The 18,148-nt window shown below is 73.4% G+C and carries 17 protein-coding genes; 6 read left to right on the top strand and 11 right to left on the bottom strand.

Features of this window, described 5'->3' with window-relative positions:
• Window positions 1-9: 9 nt before the first annotated feature.
• From ACFWBF_RS06205 to ACFWBF_RS06195, 3 genes are read right to left on the bottom strand one after another with little or no spacing between them, the layout of a single operon-like run.
• Entirely contained in the window at window positions 10-1,266 is a 1,257-nt protein-coding gene (locus tag ACFWBF_RS06205; RefSeq protein WP_385595974.1) for a Tm-1-like ATP-binding domain-containing protein, read from the bottom strand.
• A gap of 47 nt (window positions 1,267-1,313) precedes the next feature.
• Window positions 1,314-1,802: an NUDIX domain-containing protein gene (locus ACFWBF_RS06200; RefSeq protein WP_385595971.1), complete on the bottom strand. Its 489-nt coding sequence runs from the start codon at window positions 1,800-1,802 to the stop codon at window positions 1,314-1,316.
• Between the two features lie 58 nt (window positions 1,803-1,860).
• A complete protein-coding gene (locus ACFWBF_RS06195) occupies window positions 1,861-2,937 on the bottom strand; it encodes a cation diffusion facilitator family transporter (RefSeq protein WP_385595969.1) in 1,077 nt (358 codons plus the stop codon).
• A gap of 162 nt (window positions 2,938-3,099) precedes the next feature.
• Between ACFWBF_RS06195 and ACFWBF_RS06190 the strand changes: the two genes are divergently transcribed.
• The 3 genes from ACFWBF_RS06190 to ACFWBF_RS06180 are packed head-to-tail and all read left to right on the top strand — an operon-like array spanning window position 3,100 to window position 7,094.
• Window positions 3,100-5,466: an FHA domain-containing protein gene (locus ACFWBF_RS06190; protein ID WP_385595966.1), complete on the top strand. Its 2,367-nt coding sequence runs from the start codon at window positions 3,100-3,102 to the stop codon at window positions 5,464-5,466.
• A gap of 6 nt (window positions 5,467-5,472) precedes the next feature.
• Window positions 5,473-6,111 (top strand): hypothetical protein, encoded by a 639-nt coding sequence (locus ACFWBF_RS06185; RefSeq protein ID WP_385595963.1) that lies wholly within the window; start codon window positions 5,473-5,475, stop codon window positions 6,109-6,111.
• The gene (locus tag ACFWBF_RS06180) at window positions 6,111-7,094 is read left to right on the top strand and encodes a serine/threonine-protein kinase (protein WP_385595960.1); all 984 of its coding nucleotides are present in this window, start codon (window positions 6,111-6,113) and stop codon (window positions 7,092-7,094) included. The genes ACFWBF_RS06185 and ACFWBF_RS06180 overlap by 1 nt, the downstream gene beginning before the upstream one ends.
• Before the next feature lie 4 nt (window positions 7,095-7,098).
• On the opposite strand, the gene ACFWBF_RS06175 is transcribed toward ACFWBF_RS06180, so the two are convergent.
• A complete protein-coding gene (locus ACFWBF_RS06175; RefSeq protein ID WP_385595957.1) occupies window positions 7,099-7,488 on the bottom strand; it encodes a hypothetical protein in 390 nt (129 codons plus the stop codon).
• A gap of 86 nt (window positions 7,489-7,574) precedes the next feature.
• On the opposite strand from ACFWBF_RS06175, the gene ACFWBF_RS06170 reads away from it, so the two are divergent.
• Window positions 7,575-7,949 (top strand): DUF4180 domain-containing protein, encoded by a 375-nt coding sequence (locus ACFWBF_RS06170; RefSeq protein WP_385595954.1) that lies wholly within the window; start codon window positions 7,575-7,577, stop codon window positions 7,947-7,949.
• A 38-nt stretch (window positions 7,950-7,987) separates the two neighbouring features.
• On the opposite strand, the gene ACFWBF_RS06165 is transcribed toward ACFWBF_RS06170, so the two are convergent.
• Window positions 7,988-9,280, bottom strand: a complete 1,293-nt coding sequence (locus ACFWBF_RS06165) for a streptophobe family protein (RefSeq protein WP_385596124.1) — start codon at window positions 9,278-9,280, stop codon at window positions 7,988-7,990.
• Between the two features lie 162 nt (window positions 9,281-9,442).
• On the opposite strand from ACFWBF_RS06165, the gene ACFWBF_RS06160 reads away from it, so the two are divergent.
• Window positions 9,443-10,681: a DUF6777 domain-containing protein gene (locus tag ACFWBF_RS06160; protein ID WP_385595951.1), complete on the top strand. Its 1,239-nt coding sequence runs from the start codon at window positions 9,443-9,445 to the stop codon at window positions 10,679-10,681.
• A gap of 19 nt (window positions 10,682-10,700) precedes the next feature.
• Here ACFWBF_RS06160 and ACFWBF_RS06155 read toward each other — a convergent pair whose 3' ends face one another.
• The 5 genes from ACFWBF_RS06155 to ACFWBF_RS06135 form a co-directional block, all read right to left on the bottom strand.
• Window positions 10,701-10,826 (bottom strand): hypothetical protein, encoded by a 126-nt coding sequence (locus ACFWBF_RS06155; protein ID WP_385595948.1) that lies wholly within the window; start codon window positions 10,824-10,826, stop codon window positions 10,701-10,703.
• A 378-nt stretch (window positions 10,827-11,204) separates the two neighbouring features.
• The gene (locus tag ACFWBF_RS06150) at window positions 11,205-11,939 is read right to left on the bottom strand and encodes a hypothetical protein (protein ID WP_385595944.1); all 735 of its coding nucleotides are present in this window, start codon (window positions 11,937-11,939) and stop codon (window positions 11,205-11,207) included.
• 230 nt (window positions 11,940-12,169) lie between these two features.
• The gene (locus ACFWBF_RS06145) at window positions 12,170-12,649 is read right to left on the bottom strand and encodes a tetratricopeptide repeat protein (protein WP_385595940.1); all 480 of its coding nucleotides are present in this window, start codon (window positions 12,647-12,649) and stop codon (window positions 12,170-12,172) included.
• Between the two features lie 86 nt (window positions 12,650-12,735).
• Window positions 12,736-13,677 carry a C40 family peptidase gene (locus ACFWBF_RS06140; RefSeq protein WP_385595937.1) on the bottom strand — a complete coding sequence of 314 codons (942 nt, stop codon included), beginning with the start codon at window positions 13,675-13,677 and terminating at the stop codon, window positions 12,736-12,738.
• A 26-nt stretch (window positions 13,678-13,703) separates the two neighbouring features.
• Complete coding sequence (locus tag ACFWBF_RS06135) at window positions 13,704-14,840, bottom strand: SPFH domain-containing protein (protein WP_385595935.1); 1,137 nt, start codon at window positions 14,838-14,840, stop codon at window positions 13,704-13,706.
• A 442-nt stretch (window positions 14,841-15,282) separates the two neighbouring features.
• On the opposite strand from ACFWBF_RS06135, the gene ACFWBF_RS06130 reads away from it, so the two are divergent.
• Window positions 15,283-17,391 (top strand): SpoIIE family protein phosphatase, encoded by a 2,109-nt coding sequence (locus tag ACFWBF_RS06130; RefSeq protein ID WP_385595932.1) that lies wholly within the window; start codon window positions 15,283-15,285, stop codon window positions 17,389-17,391.
• A gap of 3 nt (window positions 17,392-17,394) precedes the next feature.
• On the opposite strand, the gene ACFWBF_RS06125 is transcribed toward ACFWBF_RS06130, so the two are convergent.
• Window positions 17,395-18,060, bottom strand: a complete 666-nt coding sequence (locus ACFWBF_RS06125) for a DUF4328 domain-containing protein (protein ID WP_385595930.1) — start codon at window positions 18,058-18,060, stop codon at window positions 17,395-17,397.
• Window positions 18,061-18,148: the final 88 nt, after the last annotated feature.

Here is an 18,148-nt window from a genome sequence, read left to right as displayed (position 1 = left end):
GGGGGCGTCTCAGGCGGCGGCCGATACCGCGCCGATCATGGCGTGCAGCCGGTCGGCCGCCGCCCGTCCGAAGTCGGGGTCGTTGATGTGGGTGTCGTAGTCGTAGAGCCGGGCGGCGCTGCCCCGCAGTCCGTCGCGCAGCGCCGAGAACAGGGCCCGGTCCGCGTCGGGGTCATGGTAGGGGCCGCCCGGCGCGCCGAGCGTGGACAGTCCGCGCAGTGGGACGCACACTTCCGTGGGGCCGGTGGCCGCACGGAGTTTGGCGGCGACCCTGCGGCCCAACTCCGCGCATTCGGCCTCGGTCGTACGGATCACCGTGATCGAGGGGTTGTGGATGCGGACCCGCCGGTAGCGGGCCCGTTCGGGCAGGGTCTCCAGCGGGCCGAACTTCACAATGTCCAGCGCGCCCAGGCTCACCACCTGCGGAATCCCGGCCCGCCCGGCCGCGCTGAGCCGGTCGGGGCCGGCGGTGAGGATCCCGCCGCACAGGTCGTCGGCCAGCTCGCTGAGGGTGAGGTCGAGGACCCCGGCGAAGATCCCCTGGCCGGCGAGTTTCTCCAGTGTGCGCCCGCCGCTGCCGCTGACGTGGAAGACCAGTACCTCGTAGCCGAGTTCGGTCAGTCGTTCGCGGGCCGCGTCCACGCCGGGCGTGGTCACGCCCGCCATGCTCGCCGCGATCAGCGGACGGCTGCCCGCGCCCAGCCGGGCCGGACGGCGCAGCTCCAGGGAGAGCCGCTCGAAGCCCTTGGCCATGCCCGCGACGGCCTCGACCGCGTTCGCCATGATCGGGGCGGAGACGCTGTTGATCCCGGCGATGTCCACCACGCTGTACATCATCGTGATGTCCGCCGACCCGACGTACGGGGCCACGTCCCCGGACGCCATCGAGGAGACCATCAGCTTCGGCACGCCCAGCGGGAGCGCGCGCATCGCCCGGGTGGCGATGGAGGTGCCGCCGCTGCCGCCGATCGCGAGCACTCCGTGCAGCCGGCCTTCGGCGTGCAGGCGTAAGAGGGTCGCTTCCGCGCCCTGGGCCATCGTGGTCACGGCCGCGCCCCGGTCGGCGGCCGCGCGTAGTTCGGACAGTTCGGTTCCGGCCGCCCGCGCCACCGCTTCGCGCGGCACGTCGGCGGTCACTCGGGGTTCGCCCATGATCCCCGTGTCGACCAGTACCACTTCGACGCCGGCGCCGAGCAGCCGCTCGCGCAACCAGCCGTACTCCACACCCTTGGTGTCCAGGGTTCCCACCAGCACGACGTTCGTCATACGTGCAATGTCCATGCAGTGGGGTTTGTTGACAAGTAAAGGTCGGGTCAACCCTGTACAAGTCCCAACAATCGCTCCAGGAAGGGGAGTTGGGACACCACCAGCTTGGTCCTGGCCGCCGGGGGAGTGAACCAGCCGACCCGGTCCAGCTCCGGGAACTCCTCCGTGCGGCCCGAGCCCGTGGGCCACTCCATGCTGAACGTCCCGGGGACCATCAGCTGCGGATCCAGGTCGGCCCGTACCGCCCAGATCGTCACCAGCTTCCCGCCCGGCACCCGTACCTCGCCCAGTGGCAGGTACGGGCCCTCCGGCGGCGGCAGCCCGATCTCCTCGGTGAACTCCCGGCGCGCGGCGTCGCGCGGGGTCTCCTCCGGGCCGTACTCGCCCTTCGGGATCGACCAGGCGCCCGCGTCGCGCCGCTCCCAGAACGGGCCGCCCATGTGGCCGAGCAGTACCTCGACGTCCTGCGGGCCGCCCCTCGCTCCAGGGCCGGCCTCGCGGAACAGGAGCAGCCCGGCGCTGCGCTTCGGCGTCATGGGTTCATGTATGCCCAGCGCGGGCGGGGCTCAGCACCCCGCCGCGCGCCGAAACGGTTCAGTGGTCGTGCGGGCCCTGCCGGTGCACCGGGCCGTGCGCGTCCGCGCAGTGCGGATCGGCCGCGTGCGAGCCGGTGATCTCCCCCGCGCGTCCGACCGTGAGCAGGGCGTCCTGTGCGTGGTCCACCTGGAGGGTGGTGTGCGTGATCCCGTACTCCTTGGCCAGCAGGCTCTCCAGGTTGCGGCGTACCGCGTGGCAGTCGCCCTCGGGCGCCACCAGCACGTGGGCGGAGAGCGCCGCCTGCCCGGAGGTGATGGTCCAGATGTGGAGGTCGTGCACCTCGGTGACGGGCGGGTGCCCCACGAGCCGGTCGCCCACGGCGTCCGGGTCCACGTGGGCCGGGGCGGCCTCCAGGAAGATCCGGCCGGAATCCCGGACCAGTCCGTAGCCCGCCTTGACCATCAGCGCGACCACCACGAGGGTGGCGATCGAGTCGGCCTGCCGGAAGCCGGTGGTGAGCACGATCAGACCGGCCACGGCGGTGCCGATGAAGGCGAACAGGTCGTTGAGGACGTGCTGGTAGGCGCCTTCGACGGCGAGCGAGGTCCGGTTGGCCTTGGAGATGAACCAGGCCGCGACGATGTTGACGGCGATGCCCGCCAGCGCCGTGACGAGTACCAGACCGCCCTCCACCGGCGGCGGGTCGAACAGCCGCCGCACCGCCTCGTACGCCAGCCAGGCCGCCAGCAGGAGCAGCGTCAGCCCGTTGGCCTGGGCGGAAAGTATCTCGGCGCGCTTGAGGCCGTAGGTGAAACCGCCGCGCGCCGGGCGGGCGGCGAGCCGCATCGCGATCAGTGCCAGGACGATCGACACGGCGTCGGTCAGCATGTGCGCGGCGTCCGAGATCAGGGCCAGGGACTGCGCCACCACGCCGATGACGACCTCGATCGCCATGAAGCCGGCGATCAGGCCCAGCGCCAGCCCCAGCCAGCGTCGGTCGGCGTCGGCGGCGACACCGTGGCTGTGGCCGTGGCCGCCGTGGCCGCCGTGGTCGTGCCCGTGCTCGCGGCCGGGGCCTCCTCGGTCGTGTGCCGGGTCGTCGTACTCGTGCGGCGCGTGGTCGTGCGCACTCATGGCGTCCCTCATTTGTTCGGATCTGTCGCGTGAAGTGAAGCGCACCTTCCGGAGATGGGCAAAGGCTGCAACGGGGACCGTTGTCATTACCTATAACACCGCTCTGACCTGCGGTTATGCCCGGCAACTGCCGGGTGGGTCGGATCGTGGGAAGATCTGACCATGTCCCAGCGACACGGTGTGCCGACCGCGCCCGAGCTCGTTCTGGAGACCGACAGGGGCTCCACCACGATGAGCCCGGCCCGGACGTACCACGTCGGCCGGGACCCCCTGTGCGAGATCTGCCTGGAGGACGCGCGCGTCTCCTGGCACCACGCGATCCTGCGCCCCGACGGCGACCACTGGACGCTGGAGGACGAGAACAGCACCAACGGCACCTGGGCCGACGGCCACCGGGTTCACGAATGGGCCGTCGGACTCGGCAGCGAACTGCGCTTCGGCAGCGTCGCCGACGGCCCCCGCGCCCTGCTGGTCGGCCCGCCGCCGCCCTCCCCGCCCGACGCCCGCCTCTCTTCCGTGACCAACCCGGCGATGACCGGCACCTTCCGCCGGCCGACCAGCATCCGGCCGCTGACCGCCCGGACCGCCCTGCGGATCGGCCGCGCCGCCGGCAACGACCTCGTCATCGACGACCTCGTGGTCTCCCGCCGCCACGCCGAACTGCGCTCCCTCGCCGACGGCTCGTACGAGATCGCCGACCTCGGCAGCCACAACGGCACCTACCTCAACGGATCACCCGTCGAAGGCGCCGCCCGCGTCGCCGAGGGCGACATGGTCGGCATCGGCCACAGCGCCTTCTGCCTCGTCGGGGACCAGCTCCAGGAGTACGTGGACACGGGCGAGGTCTCGCTCGACGTCCAGGACCTCACCGTGGCGGTCGACCACGGCCGCAAGACCCTCCTCGACGGCGTCTCCTTCCCCGTCGGCGCCAAATGCCTGCTGGCCGTCGTCGGCCCCAGCGGCGCCGGCAAGTCGACCCTCCTCGGCGCCCTGACCGGCCTGCGCCCCGCCGACCACGGCACCGTCCTCTACGACGGCCGCGACCTGTACCGGGACTACGCCGAACTGCGCAGCCGCATCGGACTCGTACCGCAGGACGACATCCTGCACGCGCAGCTCACCGTCCGCCGCGCCCTCACCTACGCCGCCGAGCTGCGCTTCCCGCAGGACACCGCCAAGGCCGAACGCCAGGCCCGGGTGGACGAGGTCATCGGCGAACTCGGCCTTCAGCAGCGCGCCGACCAGCCCATCCACAGCCTCTCCGGCGGCCAGCGCAAGCGGGTCTCCGTCGCACTGGAGCTGCTCACCAAGCCGTCGCTGCTCTTCCTCGACGAGCCCACCTCCGGGCTCGACCCCGGGATGGACCGCTCCGTGATGCACATGCTGCGCGGCCTCGCAGACGACGGCCGCACCGTCATCGTCGTCACGCACAGCGTGCTCAGCCTGGACGTCTGCGACCGGCTCCTGGTCCTCGCTCCGGGCGGGCGCACCGCCTACTTCGGGCCGCCCGAGGAGACCCTCGGCTTCTTCGGCTTCACGCAGTGGCCCGAGGCCTTCGAGGCCTTCGAGAACCAGCAGGGACGCGACTGGTACGGGGAGTACGCGGCTTCGGCCCAGCACCACCGCTACGTCACGGGCGCCGCCCGCCAGCCCCGGCACGACGGGGACACCGGGTCCGCGGCCGCCGCGGGCTTCGTCGCCTCGCCGCCGAAGGCGCAGAGCTGGGGCTCCCAGCTGTCCACCCTGATCCGGCGGTACGCGGCCGCGCTCGGCGCGGACCGCACCTTCCTCGCCATCATGATCGCGCTGCCGTTCGTGATGGGAGCGATGGCCCGCGCGCTGGCCGGCAGCACCCTGACCCCGGAGACGGCGATCAACGCCCTGCTCATCCTGTGCGTGGGCGGCGTGCTGACGGGCGCCGCCAACGCGGTGCGCGAACTGGTCAAGGAACGCACCATCTACCAGCGCGAGCGCGCCGTCGGGCTGTCCAGGTCCGCCTACCTGATGTCCAAGGTGGTGGTGCTCGGCGCCATCACCGTGGCCCAGGCGGTCGTGCTGACCCTCGTCGGACTCTTCGGCGTGAAACCGGGCGCCCCGGACGGCAAGGGAGTACTGCTGCCGCCCCTGGTCGAAATCACCCTCGCCGTCGCACTGTTGTCGTTCACCGCCATGATGCTCGGCCTGCTCGTCTCCGCCCTGGTGCGCAAGGAGGAGGTCACCATGCCGCTGCTGGTCCTGCTCGCCATCGTCCAAGTGGTGTTCTGCGGCGCGCTCCTCCAGCTCGACGGGGTGCCGGTGATCGAGCAGCTGGCCTGGCTCGTGCCCTCGCGGTGGGCGCTCGGCGCGATGGCCGCCACCATCGACCTCGGCGCGATCGTGCCCGGCGAACTCACCGACGACCCGCTCTTCGCGCACAGCGTCGGGGTGTGGCTGCTGAACCTCGGGATGCTGGTGGCCCTGTCCGTGCTGTTCGGGGTGCTGGTCGCGCGGCTGCTGCGGCGGCACGAGCCCGCGATCATGCGGAAGTAGGCACCGATGACCAGCGCGGCCGGCCTCGGCGAGGAGTTCCACCCCACCCATGTCGTGCCGCAGGAGGGGCTGCCCGCCTGGGAGGAACCCGACCTGTCCCGGCCCACCACGCCCCTGGACCCCTTCCTGCCCGTGCGCCTGCTGTCCCGGCGCGGGGAGTGGGGGGAGGTCCTGTGCGCCAACGGCTGGTCCGCCTGGGTGGACGGCCGCCTGCTGGTGGCCGTACCGCAGCCCCCGCCGACCGGCGGCCGGCCCCATTCGCGCACCGAGGACCCGCGGCCGCTGCTCACCCACACCGCCGAGGCACTGGAGCGCTACCGGCGGGCGGTGGGGGACCTCGCCACGGGCAGGGCGGACGCCGAGACCCTGCGGCGCGTCACCCGGGGACTGCGCGCCGGGGTCGTCGTCGACGGGGAGTCCGTATGGCTCTACGACGAGGCGGCGGGACGGTGGATGTACGCGGACGGGAGCCGCCTGACGACGTACGCGGTCCTCGCCGGACCGGGCGCTCCGCCCGCGCCCGAGGCCCCTCCGCAGGACGGGGCCCCCGCGGGGGCGGACGCCGGCGGGCGGCACGAGCCGACGCGGATCGCGGATCCGCCCGGAGGCGGGACCGGGACCGGGACCTCGACCGGAGGGCCGTGATGGCCGAGGACCCGCTCGACGGCCGCGCCGGAGACCTACGGGGGCGGCGGATCGCCGGGTACGTGGTGGAGAGCGAGATCGGGCGCGGCGGTATGGCGACCGTCTACCGGGCGCACGACGTGCGGCTGGACCGGACGGTGGCGCTGAAGCTGCTGGCGCCCGAGCTGGCGCGCAACGACACCTTCAGGCAGCGGTTCGCGCACGAGTCGAAGGTGGCGGCGGCCATCGAGCACCCGCACATCGTGCCGGTCTTCGAGGCGGGGGAGACGGACGGGCTGCTGTACATCGCCATGCGGTACGTGGCCGGGCAGGACCTGCGGGCCATGCTCGACCGCACCGGGCCGCTGCCGGTGGGTACGGCGGCGCGGATCGCCGGGCAGGTGGCCTCGGCGCTGGACGCGGCGCACGCCCACGACCTGGTGCACCGGGACGTGAAGCCCGGCAACATCCTCGTCGCGGAGGGCACGGACAGCGAACACCCCGAGCACGTGTACCTCACGGACTTCGGGCTGACGAAGAAGTCGCTGTCGCTGACCGGGTTCACGAGCGTCGGGCAGTTCGTGGGGACCCTGGACTACGTGGCGCCGGAACAGATCTCCGGGAAGCCGGTGGACGGGCGCTGTGACGTCTACAGCCTGGGGTGCGTGGTCTACGAGACGCTCGCGGGCGGGCCGCCGTTCCAGCGGGACGACGACATGGCGCTGCTCTGGGCCCACCAGTACGACCCGCCGCCGCCGGTCAGCTCGCGCCGGGACGGACTTCCGGCCGGGGTGGACGCGGTGCTGGCGAAGGCGTTGGCCAAGGCGCCGGACGACCGGTGGGCGAGCTGCCTGGAGTTCACCGACGCGCTGCGGCGGGCGGGGGCGGCAGCGGTGGCCGCCGTGGCGGGGGAGGCGCGGCAGTCGGCCGGTTCGGGGGACGGTCCCGGACCGGCGCCCCCGCCGCCGGGGTGGGCGATGCCGGTGTTCCGCGGCCGGGGCTGAGCGGTCAGTCGCCGGTGTCGGAGGGACGGCAGAGCACGTGGGCCGTCACATCGGCGTGCGAGGCGGAGACGTACCAGCCCGTACGGCCGTTCGGGTCGTCGAAGACGGGATGGCTGGCCAGGACGACGGGTCTGAACCCGCCCGCGGCCTCGTGGCCGCGGCGGACGGTGGAGTAGCCGCCGGACTGGACGGTCGTGCCGCGCGGGCAGAGCACCCGGCTGACGGCCACCGCCTCGGCGCCGGGGCCCGCCAGGCCCGTGGCGCCGGCCAGATAGCGGGCGCCGGTGCTCGTCGCCTGGGTGGGCAGGGCGGTGGAGAGGGTCAGGGCCAACGCGGAGACCGCAAGCAGGCCAGCGGCGTGGAGCGGCCGGAACAGGCCTTTGATCGTGTTCACGGAGGCGAGCGTGACATGCGGAAACGATCCCCCGATGAACCGATATCCGTTCGTTCACCCGTACGGCCCAGCTAACCTCGATCCCCATGAGCATCCCCGTGAGCACCCTGCAGACGATCAACGACGTGCCCGTCCTCATGTGCGCCGCCGAAGGCGAGGCCATCCGCGGGGAGGGCGCCGTCCTGGACCTGATCGGAGATGCCGGCTACCAGGGCGCCGAGTGGGTCGTCATCCCCGCCGGGCGGTTCGACGACGCGTTCTTCCGGCTGCGCAGCCGAGTCGCCGGCGACATCGTCCAGAAGTTCGCCAACTACCGTCTGGGACTCGTCGTCCTCGGCGACATCTCCGGCCACGTGGAGGGCAGTTCGGCGCTCCGGGACTTCGTCCGCGAGTGCAACCGCGGGCGGCAGACCTGGTTCCTCGCCGACGTCGAGGAGCTGCGGGCGCGGCTGACGGACTGAGGCGCACCCGCGGTCTGCGGGTCCAGTGCCCTGCAGGTCTACTGGTCCACCCGCCCGCGGTGGCGCAGCGGGCGGGCCAGGAGGGCGCCCAGGAAGCCCGCCACCGCGCCCCAGAGCAGGGCGAGGCCCACCGTGCGCCACAGGACGGGGCGGAGCTCGACCTTGCCGCCGAGGCCGCCCACGTCGCCGATGCCCAGCAGGGACAGGCCGAACTGTGCCTGGACCGCTGCCAGCAGACACACCGCCAGGGTGGCAAGGGCCAGCGCCACCGCCAGGTGCAGCGCGTGCTGCCAGGGGCGCACTTCGGCCGGAGAGCGCACGGCCGCCAGGACGCCCGCGCCGAGCAGCAGGACCGCCGCCACCACCACGAGCCACCAGGCCCGGGAGTCCTGCCGCGCGAGGGAGCCCACGTCCACCGTGGACAGGTCGGAGCCGCGCAGCACCTGGTCCAGCGGGTGCGGCATCGGCAGCCCGAACGGCCCCTCGACCCGGCCCTCCCAGGCCCCGCCGAGGCCCAGGGTGAGGGCGGGCCAGGCGAGGTTCGGCAGGCCGAGCAGGACCACCGCCAGGGTGCGGGCCGCGTGCCCCTGGGTCGCCGCCACCACCAGACCGGCCACGACACCGAGGACGACGTACGCGAGGAGCAGCGCGACCACGGCGAACGCGGCCGGGCGCACCACCGCGTGGAAGCGGATCAGCCCGGCCGGGAGCGGAGCGCGGCGCGAGATCAGCAGGGCGGTCAGCAACAGCCCCAGGATCCACAGCAGTCCGAACAGGAGCGTGGCGGGCACCGCGGCCTTGAACCCCACCTTCGGGGCGGAGTCGAGGAGTTCGCCCAGTTCCCCCGCGATCTCCCCGGCGGGGGAGTCGCCGGTGGAGACGGAGAAGTCCTGCCGGGCCAGGAGCGAGGTGCCCAGCAGTGCGAGCAGCCACAGCAGGACCAACGGGGCCGACCGGGCCAGGAGTTCGCGGGGCCCGGCCACCGCCCGGTAGTGCAGCGGGCGCAGGAAGCACCAGCCGGCGGTGAGCGCGCCCGCCAGGCTCACCGAGAGGGGGAGTGCGGACAGGCTCGCATCGGCCTGCGCCAGGAAGCCGGCCCCGCCCGCCACCTCGACCGAGCCGCCGGCGGCCATCACGACGACCGCGGCCACCACATGGGGGAAGGCCCCGCCCGGCAGATCGCCCGCGCCCGCCAGGGCCAGCCCGGCGGCCGCGACCACGGCCATCACCACGAAGCCCGCGACCACCGCGGCGAGGGCGTCACGCCAGGCCCTGGCGGAGCCTGCGGACGCGGCGGCCGACGCATTGCCGGACGTACTGGGCGTACGGATCACCCTGCAACCGTAGGCACCCTCCGCTTGCGGGCACCATCTGAACGACGCACACAATGGGCGGCAAGAGTGAACAAATCCGGAGATTTCTATGCAATGGCAGTGGAATCTCCGTATCTCGACTGGGACCGGAACTCCTCCGTCTGGAAGAAGAGCCCGCCTGTGACCACGCAACCTTCCGGCCAGCAGCCGCCGCCGTCGCCCGAGCGCCCCACGGGCCCGCCCTCCGGCCCGCTGTCCGGGGGGCAGCAGGGGCCTCCGCCGCCGCCACCGCCGCCGCCCGCCCCGCCCGGGTCGGGCGGCGGCGGGCCCGGGGGTACGCCTGCGGGTACGCCGCCCAAGGGGCCCTGGTGGCGTTCCGTACCCGGGCTCGTCACCGCGCTGGTCGCGGTGGCCGCGGCCGTGGTCCTGGCCGTGGTGCTCACCAGGCCGAGCGGCACCTCCACCTCCGCGGACGGCGAGGTGTTCCTGCAGCCCGCCGTGGCTTCCGGGCCGGATCCGTTCACCGAGTCCACCGCCGCCGAGCAGGCCACGCCGCCGCCGGAGCCGCCACAGAGCCCACCGCCCTCCACCAGCCCCACCGGGACGCGCAGCATCAGCGGTTCCTCGCCCGGCCTGTACGGCGGCACCCGGCACCTCGCCAGCTGTGACGTGGAGAAGCAGGTCAGGGTGCTCACGGCGCAGCCCGCCAAGAACACCGCCTTCGCCTCGGCGCTCGGCATCCGGCCGGCCTCCGTACCCGCCTACCTGCGCTCCCTCACGCCAGTGCAGCTGCGCATGGACACCCGGGTCACCAATCACGGCTACCGGGACGGCAAGGCCACCAGCTACCAGGCCGTGCTCCAGGCCGGCACGGCCGTGCTCGTCGACGACCGGGGGGTGCCGCGGGTGCGCTGCGCGTGCGGGAACCCGCTCGCGCCGCCGGTGGCGCTCAAGGCCAATCCGAAGCGCTTCGGGCAGGTGTGGAATTCGTACCGGCCCACGCAGGTGGTGGTGATCGCCCCGTCCGTGACCGTCGTCGACAAGTTCGTGATCTACGACCACCACGACCGGACCTGGTACGAGCGCGACCGCGGCGACCACCAGGGCAAGCACGACAAGCCGGCGCCGCCGCCGCCCGTGATCCCGTCGCCGCCGCTGCCGCCCTCGCCGTCCGATTCCGGTTCGAGCTCGCCGTCGGAGTCCGCCTCCTCACCGCCTCTGCGGCCGGTGGCCCCGTCGTCTCCCCCTGTCTCGTCCTCGTCCCCGTCGTCTCCCGCCTCCCCGTCGGACGAGTCCTCCGCACCGTCCTCGGCGGCCCCCGAGCCCCCGCCGCAGTCCTCCTCCTCCTCCTCCTCCTCGCCGCCGCCCGCGCCGCGGGCGGTCACGGATGCCACCCCCGTGGCCGAGCCGTCGCCGTAGAGCTGTGCCCGGGTCGCGGTCAATGCCCGGTGTGGCAGAACTTGTTGCAGGCGCTCGTGGCGCCCGCCACGAAGCCCTGGTTGAACGCCTCATCGACCGCCGCGTCCTGCGCGGCCAGTCCGGGCTTCTTGTGCGGCTCGGGCATTTCGCTGTGGCAGTCCTCCGGGCCGCGGCCTTGCCGGCCTTGACGCCCTCCCGGAAGCCGTCGGTACGGGCCTTGCGGATCTCGTCCGAGCTGGCCTGCTTGTCGACGCCGTCGGGGCGAACGCGACGACGCTGCCGGCCAGGACCGAACAGGCGATCAGGTGACGGTCGTGCGGCGGCTGCGCCGGTTCATGGTGTTTTCTCCATCGCGCCGCCGCGGGCACATGCCGGTCGTGGGGGGCACGCCGACACCGCGGACCGTGCCCCGGAACTCTCCCTCCGGCCGCCGCCCGTCAGGCGGCGGTCTGGGCTACCCGGAGGCGCCCGTCCCGTCCATCGTCCCCCGTACGGTCCGGGGTGTCGACCGGGACGGAGGCCGTCACGCCTTGGGGACCGCGATGACGCCCAAGGTCTGGGAGTTGTTACCGGGATTGGGGTCGCCCGCCACGCTGATGGTGGCGTGGATGGCACCGGGGCCCGCGTTCTTCACCGTGGCGAGGAGCGGGATCTGTCCCTTCGCGCCCTTCGGGATGGTGCCGCCGGTGCAGTGGAAGCCGGTGCCGGACGCGGCGCACTGCATGCCGTGGAAGGTGCCGGACTCCGGTGGCCTGCGCATGGTGATGGAGCCGGAGGTCTGCACGTCAACGGTGACGCCCTTGGCATCGGCGCCGGAGTTGGCGTAACTGACCCAGTAGTTGCGGTTGGTGCCCGCCTGCGGGCTGGCCTCGCCTTCGATGGAGCCGATCGAGACGTCGGTCGGGGCGTTGGCGGAGCCGGCCCCTTCGGAGCACACCTTGTTGGACGTGGTAGTGGTTCCGAAGCTGCCGAGAATCCCGTCTTCCCCCTTGACCGCCGTCTCGACCACCGCGCAGTAGGCGACGCCCGGTCTGATGCCGGCGTTCACCATCTTGACGACCGTCCTGTTCACGCTGGGTACTTCCCCGGCGACGACGATGCGCCGAGATTCACCGCCGGCGTTCTGTGGCGTCAGGATGAGCGTGTGCGATTGGTCCCTGGTGTCGGTGTCGCGGAAAGTGACCGTGGCGTAGGGAGCGTCCAATACCACGCTCACCAGTGACGCTGCTGAGGCCGGCGACGCGAGGCCGATCGCCATTCCGCACGCCATGCCGGTCCCGATCGACGCCCGGTACACCCACTGGAGGCGTGTCTTGGCTGTCATGGGAATCCCCATTCTCAGTTGGACGGGATGATCCAATTGTCCGCTTGCTTCCGGAGTCCGGCAATCGCTGCCCGGCCGGACGCGTCAGTCGGGCCTACGGGCCCCCCAGCGCCGACGCGCCTTGGGCTTCTTGAACAGCCGGCCGCGCAGCAGCTTGGCGGCCGTCACGCCGCCCGCGGCCGCGGCGCGCTGGTACCACTGCTCGGCCTCTCCCTTCCGGCCGGTGTGGAAGAGCAGGAATCCCAGGTTGACCATGGAGGTGACGTCACCGCCGCCCGCCGCAGCCACTGCTCGGCCTCGTCCGCCCCCCGGGTGTTCTCCAGCAGTACGCCGAGGTCGTGCAGGGCGCGGTCGAACCCGGCCTCGACGGCGCGGCGGTACCACTGCTCGGCCTGCGGCATCCGGCCGGCGATGTACAGCAGCGTGCCGGGGTTGCTCATCGAGGCCGCGTCACCGGCCTCGGCCGCGCGCCGCAGGAACTGCTCGGCCTCTCCCGCGCGTTCGTCCTCGTACAGGATGACCCCCAGGGCGGCGGTGGCCCGGAGGTGGCCCGCCTCGGCGGCGCGGCGGTACCACCGCTCGGCTTCCCCCGCCCGCCGGGCCGGCCGCTCCAGCCGCGGCTCGGCCTCCTGCGCCCGGCCCATGGCGCGCAGGGCCCCGGCCAGCAGGGCGATGCCCGTGGGATGGCCGGTTTCGGCGGCGCGTCGGTACCACGGCGGGGGAGCGTTGCCTAGCGGACTCGGCCGTACATGTTCGGGTTGTAGTTCGCGAACGACGAGACGCGTACGTTCTTGCCGGGGCGCGGGGCCTCGAGGTACTGGCTGTCGCCGAGGTAGATGGCGACGTGGTCGATCCCGGAAGCGCGGCCGTTCGTGGACCAGAAGACCAGGTCGCCGCGGCGCAGTTCGGAGCGGGCGATCGGGGTGGTGGCCCGGTACTGGTCGTCGGCGACCCGGGGGAGGGAGATGCCGGCGGAGCGGTACGCGGCCTGGACCAGGCCCGAGCAGTCCCAGCCGTGGGGGCCGTTGCCGCCCCAGACGTACGGGTCGCCGAGGTGGCCGTTGGCGAAGGCGATGGCGCCCTCGGTCCCCTGGCGCAGCGGGGTGCCGGAGCCAGAGCCGCCGGCCTGCCCCGCCGAGCCGGAGGAGCCCGAGGATGCGGAGCCGCCCGCGCCGCCGCCCGAACGGCCCGTGTTGCGTTCGTACTTGTCCTGGTGGCTGGTCCAGCGCCACCAGCCGGTGGCGTCCTTGTACCAGTACACGCGGTCCGTCGCGTCCCAGCCCGCGCGACCGCGGAAGGTCGGCTCGGAGGTCCGAGTGGAGGACGAGGACGTGGACGTGGACGTGGACGTGGACGTGGACTTCGGCGTGGAGGCCTTCTGTCCGGACTTCTCCAGGTACTTGTCGTGGTGCGAGGTCCAGCGCCACCAGCCGGTCTGGTCCTTGTACCAGTACTTCGACCCGTCCCAGCCGGCATGGGACGGCGCCGGCTCGGCCGACGCGACGCCCGCGCCGGTGCCCACCAGCAGGGTCGCGCCGACCGCCGCGACCACGGCCCCGCGCAGGGTGCAGCGGCGACGGGACACCCCGGCCGTCAGGGTCGTCGCGCCCAAGGCGCAGCCGGCGCACTCACAGCAGTCGGGTATGTCCTCGGTGAACTCGGGCGTGCGCATGGGCGGTTCCTCTCCATCGGGGGTTCTCAGCGGGCGTCGGCGGCGGGGCCGCTTGCCGTGTAGAAGGCCACGGTCAAGTCCTTGACCAGGGCCTTGCGTTCGTAGTCGTCGAGGCTCACGAGCCCGCGGTCCGACATCCGGTGGACGGTGTCGTCGACCGCGTCGAGGACGGAGGTCAGGACGGAGTCCCGGTGCCGGGCGTCGATCGCGGCGACCCGGCGGCGCTGCATCGCGGCGGCGACCTCGGGCGCGTACTCGACGTGCAGCGGCCGGGCGGAGAAGACCTCGATGCCGACGGCCCGGCACTCCGCGGCGAGCAGCCGGGTCAGTTCGTCGCCCACGGCCTCGGTGTCGCGCAGCGTGCCGGGGTCGGCCGGCTCGGGGCCGAAGGAGTCGGCGGGCATCCGGGAGACGACGCGGGCGGTCGCGGATTCCACCTGCCCGCGCAGGTACGCGGTGTGGTCCTCGACGGCGAGCACCGCCCGGGCGGTGTCCTTGACCCGCCAGACGACGAGGACGACGACGCGCAGCGCGGTGCCCTCGGCGTCGACGACGGCGAGGGGCTCGCTGCGCCAGTGCCGCAGTCGTACGTCGACCCGCGCGTGCCGGGCCACGGGGCTGGACCAGACGAGTCCGGTACGGCGGATCGTGCCGCGGTAGCGGCCGAAGAGGCTCAGCGCCCAGGCGTGGCCGGTGCGGCCGCGGCGGAGCCCGCCGAGGGCGGTGAGGGCGAGGGCCGCGCAGCAGACGAGGAGGGCCAGGGGCCAGGCCTCGGCGGGCGCGGGGGAGAGGCGCAGGTCCTCGTACCGCACGAGCAGCCCGGCCCCGGCCGCGGCGGTCGCGGCGGCGAGCAGCGCCCACCAGCCGGAGCAGGCCCGCGCCGGGCGCTCGGTGAGCGCGGGGTCGAGTACGGGGGGCAGGGTGCGGGGGGTCGTCGGGGCGGGGGTACGGGTCTTGGCGGCCCGGACCGGGGGGTGCCGGAGGGTTTCGGCGACCGGATCGGGAGCGGCGGGTTCCTCGTCCCGGAAGAGCGGCTCGAGGACGAGGGGGTCGCGGTACGGGCGTATGACGACGCTCCCGTTTCCGGGGGAGCCGCCGGGTGTCCGCCCGGGGCGTTTGCCGGCGCCCCCGCCTTCGGTCGTCGGATTCGGTGCTTGCGACAAGCCACACCCCACACTGCCGTGGGCGCCAAGGTCCCTTTGCGGAGGGACGGCTGACGCCGCTAAAGATGATCAAGAATGATCCTCGTGGAACAGCGCGAGCCGCCTCTTCAGGGAAAGTCCCGACAGGCCGGGACTTTGGACCCTTTCCGTCCCGCTGCCGACCGAGCCGCCCCTGCGCGGGCAGCACCGGCCGGGGAACGTCGCCCCCGCCCGCGGGGCGGGGAGCCCGCGTCCCGGGGCCGACCAGTGAGGGGCGGGCCCGGCGTGGCGGCCCGTCCGGGCCCGGTGGCTCGGCGGCCGGCCCGAGGCGGCCGGCGCCGGATGGGGCTCTGGCCGGGGCCCCGGCCGGGACGTGCCGTGGAGGAGTGCCCGGCGGGCTTCCCCGGCGGGCACTCCCCGGCGGGCGAGGGCGGGGAGACGCGAAGAGTGAGACCCTGGCTGCATGGCCGAGAGGGGAGAGAGCCCTCGGGTCGACTGGCCTGCCCAGCCGGACACGAGCCTCGCGCTCAACCGCATGGGCACCTTCGACTGGGACCTCGACAGCGGACAGATGCATCTGGACTCCACCGCCCTCGAGGTCCTCGACCTGCGCCGGGAAGAGTTCAGCGGCACCCCCGCCGGGCTCGGGGCCCGGGTCGCGCCCGGTGAGCAGGCCCGGGTCGACGCGCGGGCCGCGCAGGCGCTCGAGGACGGCCGCAGCCACTACGGGGCGTACTTCCGCAGCCGCCGCCGGGACGGCTCCCCGGCCTGGACGCACATCCAGGGCAGCATCCTGCGGGACCCGCACGGTCGCCCGTACCGCGTCATCGGGATCCTGCGCGACGCCGCCCACGACCCCTGCGAGCCCGGTGCCGGCGGGGAGCAGGCCGAGGGGCGGCGCCGGATGACCGGCGTGGTGGAGCGGACCACCGCGATCCTCGGGCACGCCCGGACCGTCAACGACGTCACCGAGACCCTGAAGGACCCCGAGGCCCTCGGCCACCTCGGCGCGGTCAGCGTCATGCTCGGCATCGTCGACGGGGGCCGGATCCACCTCGTCGCGGAGGGGCAACTGGGCTCGTACGTCCCGGAGATCGAGTACACCCGCATCGATGCACAGTTCCCGATGAGCGAAGCCGTACGGAGCATGCAGCCGGTCTTCCTCGCCTCCCGCGAGGAGTTCCAGCGCCGCTACCCGCAGCTGTGGCCGTACATCGAACCGCTGGCCGTGCGCAGCGGCGTGTACCTGCCGCTGATCGCCCAGGGCCGCACCATCGGCGCGCTCGGGCTGCTGTACACGCGGGACGGCGATTTCACCGCCGAGGAGCGCAACCTGCTCGTCGCGCTCGGCAGCGGCATCGCGCAGAGCCTGCAGCGGGCCATCCTCTTCGAGCAGGAGCACGACCTCGCCGAGGGCCTCCAGCGGGCCATGCTGCCGCGCCGGATCCCGGAGGTGGCGGGCGCGCTGATCGCCGTACGGTACCGGGCGGCCCGCGTGGGGCGGGACATCGGCGGCGACTGGTACGACGTGATCCCGCTCGGCGAGGGCCGCGTCGGGGTGATGATCGGCGACGTGGAGGGGCACGACACGGACGCCGCCGCCGTCATGGGCCAGCTGCGGATCGTGCTCCGGGCCTACATCTCCGAAGGCCACACACCGGGCACGGCGATGGCGCGGGCCTCGGCCTTCCTGCGGGAACTGGAGACGGAACGGTTCGCCACCTGTACGTACGCCGACATCGACCTCACCACCGGCATGGCCCAGCTGGTCCGCGCCGGGCACCTCGACCCCGTGGTGCGCCGTGGCGACGGCAGCTGCCACCGGCTCCAGGTGGCGGGCGGGCTGCCCCTCGGGCTCCCGTCGAGCGACCCGCACGGCACGGGCGTCGGCACCGGCACGGGCAACGGGTACCCCGTCACCAGCGTCGAGCTGCACCCGGGCGACACCCTGCTGCTCTGTACGGACGGCCTCATCGAGCGGCCGGGCGCGGCCGGTGATGCCGCTGCCGCCGTCGACGGCGAGACCGGCATGCGCGAGCTCATGGACGCGGTACACGCCGGCCCCGTCGACGTGGAGGAACTCGCCGACGTCCTGTGCGACCTGGTCGGCGACGCGGGCGGCGGGGACGACATGGCCCTGCTCCTGCTGCGCCGCCGCGGCGTCGCCACCCCGCGCGGCGGCGGCCCGCTGCGCCAGCGCCTCCTGCCCGGTGACCCGGACGCCCCGGCGATGGCCCGCCACCTGATCCGGGCCGCCGTGGCGGCGTGGGGCGCGTGGGACCAGGCGGACGAGATCGAGCTCGCGGCGGACGAGCTGATGACCAACGCCCTGGTCCACACGGACGGCGTGGGCCACGTCAGCATGCGGCTGACCCCGGAGGGCCGGATCCGGATCGAGGTCGAGGACACCAGCAGCGCCCTGCCGCGCCGCCGCGAGGCGGACGACTGGGCGGTCTCGGGGCGCGGTCTGATGCTGGTGGACCGGCTCGCGGATTCCTGGGGCGTGGAACCCCGGGGCGGCGGGAAGTGCGTGTGGTGCGAGTTCGCCGTCCCGGAGCGCGGCGGTACGTGAGCGTCAGAGCGCCGCGTACGGTCCCTGCACGGCCTTGGTGGTCTGCATGGCCGTCAGCTTCCGTACGAAGAGGATCGCGAGGACGGCCGCGGCGGCGGAGAGCAGGCCCGAGACGGCGCAGCCGGTGGCGGCCCCGCGCAGTTCCTCGGGGCCGTCGGCAGATTCGTAGAGCCGGGTGAAGATCCGGTCGATGCCCTGCGAGACGACGAAGAGCACCCACCAGGCGGTGACGGGCGCGACGGAGACCTTGCGGAAGGAGCCGTCGGGCCCGAACTGGGTGCTGGCGTACCAGGTCTGCTTCGCGATCACGAACGGGATGACGCAGAAGGCGAGGGGGACGAACCAGCCGCCGATGGCCCAGCCGGGGGCCATGGTGAAGCCGTCGGGGCGGAACAACCCGCCGTTTTGGCGGACGCGGTGGAACCAGGCGATGAAGACGATTCCCGTCGCGATCATGGCCAGGGCGCCGAAGCTGTCCGGAGTGGTGGCCAGGAAGTCGGCCCGGTCGAGCGTGTCCGGCGTGACCTGGGCGGGGTCCGCCAGCAGGTCCGCCATCAGGGAGCGGATGTACAGGTACGCGCCCGCCGAGCACAGGGCGAGTACGGCCGAGACCGAGAGCAGGACGGTCAGCGCCACGCTCAGTCCGCGCGGCGAGCGCAGCACGTCCACGGCGACCGGCGGCCGCCATCCGCCGGGCTGTCCAGCGTATGGCTGCGGTTGCGGTTGCGGCTGCGGCTGAGCCGGGTACGGGTTCGCC

The organism is Streptomyces sp. NPDC060028, assembly GCF_042736725.1.
Taxonomy (GTDB): domain Bacteria; phylum Actinomycetota; class Actinomycetes; order Streptomycetales; family Streptomycetaceae; genus Streptomyces.
This window is presented reverse-complemented; position numbering and strand designations above follow the sequence as displayed.

What these genes read in the sequence shown, in the direction of transcription:
- ACFWBF_RS06185 (WP_385595963.1), top strand. Translation starts at nt 5,473, where the DNA reads ATGACCAGCGCGGCCGGCCTCGGCGAGGAGTTCCACCCCACCCATGTC.
- ACFWBF_RS06180 (WP_385595960.1), top strand. Translation starts at nt 6,111, where the DNA reads ATGGCCGAGGACCCGCTCGACGGCCGCGCCGGAGACCTACGGGGGCGG.
- ACFWBF_RS06130 (WP_385595932.1), top strand. Translation starts at nt 15,283, where the DNA reads ATGGCCGAGAGGGGAGAGAGCCCTCGGGTCGACTGGCCTGCCCAGCCG.
- ACFWBF_RS06190 (WP_385595966.1), top strand. Translation starts at nt 3,100, where the DNA reads ATGTCCCAGCGACACGGTGTGCCGACCGCGCCCGAGCTCGTTCTGGAG.
- ACFWBF_RS06145 (WP_385595940.1), bottom strand. Translation starts at nt 12,649, where the DNA reads ATGGGCCGGGCGCAGGAGGCCGAGCCGCGGCTGGAGCGGCCGGCCCGG.
- ACFWBF_RS06195 (WP_385595969.1), bottom strand. Translation starts at nt 2,937, where the DNA reads ATGAGTGCGCACGACCACGCGCCGCACGAGTACGACGACCCGGCACAC.
- ACFWBF_RS06155 (WP_385595948.1), bottom strand. Translation starts at nt 10,826, where the DNA reads ATGCCCGAGCCGCACAAGAAGCCCGGACTGGCCGCGCAGGACGCGGCG.
- ACFWBF_RS06200 (WP_385595971.1), bottom strand. Translation starts at nt 1,802, where the DNA reads ATGACGCCGAAGCGCAGCGCCGGGCTGCTCCTGTTCCGCGAGGCCGGC.
- ACFWBF_RS06205 (WP_385595974.1), bottom strand. Translation starts at nt 1,266, where the DNA reads ATGACGAACGTCGTGCTGGTGGGAACCCTGGACACCAAGGGTGTGGAG.
- ACFWBF_RS06150 (WP_385595944.1), bottom strand. Translation starts at nt 11,939, where the DNA reads ATGGCGATCGGCCTCGCGTCGCCGGCCTCAGCAGCGTCACTGGTGAGC.
- ACFWBF_RS06140 (WP_385595937.1), bottom strand. Translation starts at nt 13,677, where the DNA reads ATGCGCACGCCCGAGTTCACCGAGGACATACCCGACTGCTGTGAGTGC.
- ACFWBF_RS06170 (WP_385595954.1), top strand. Translation starts at nt 7,575, where the DNA reads ATGAGCATCCCCGTGAGCACCCTGCAGACGATCAACGACGTGCCCGTC.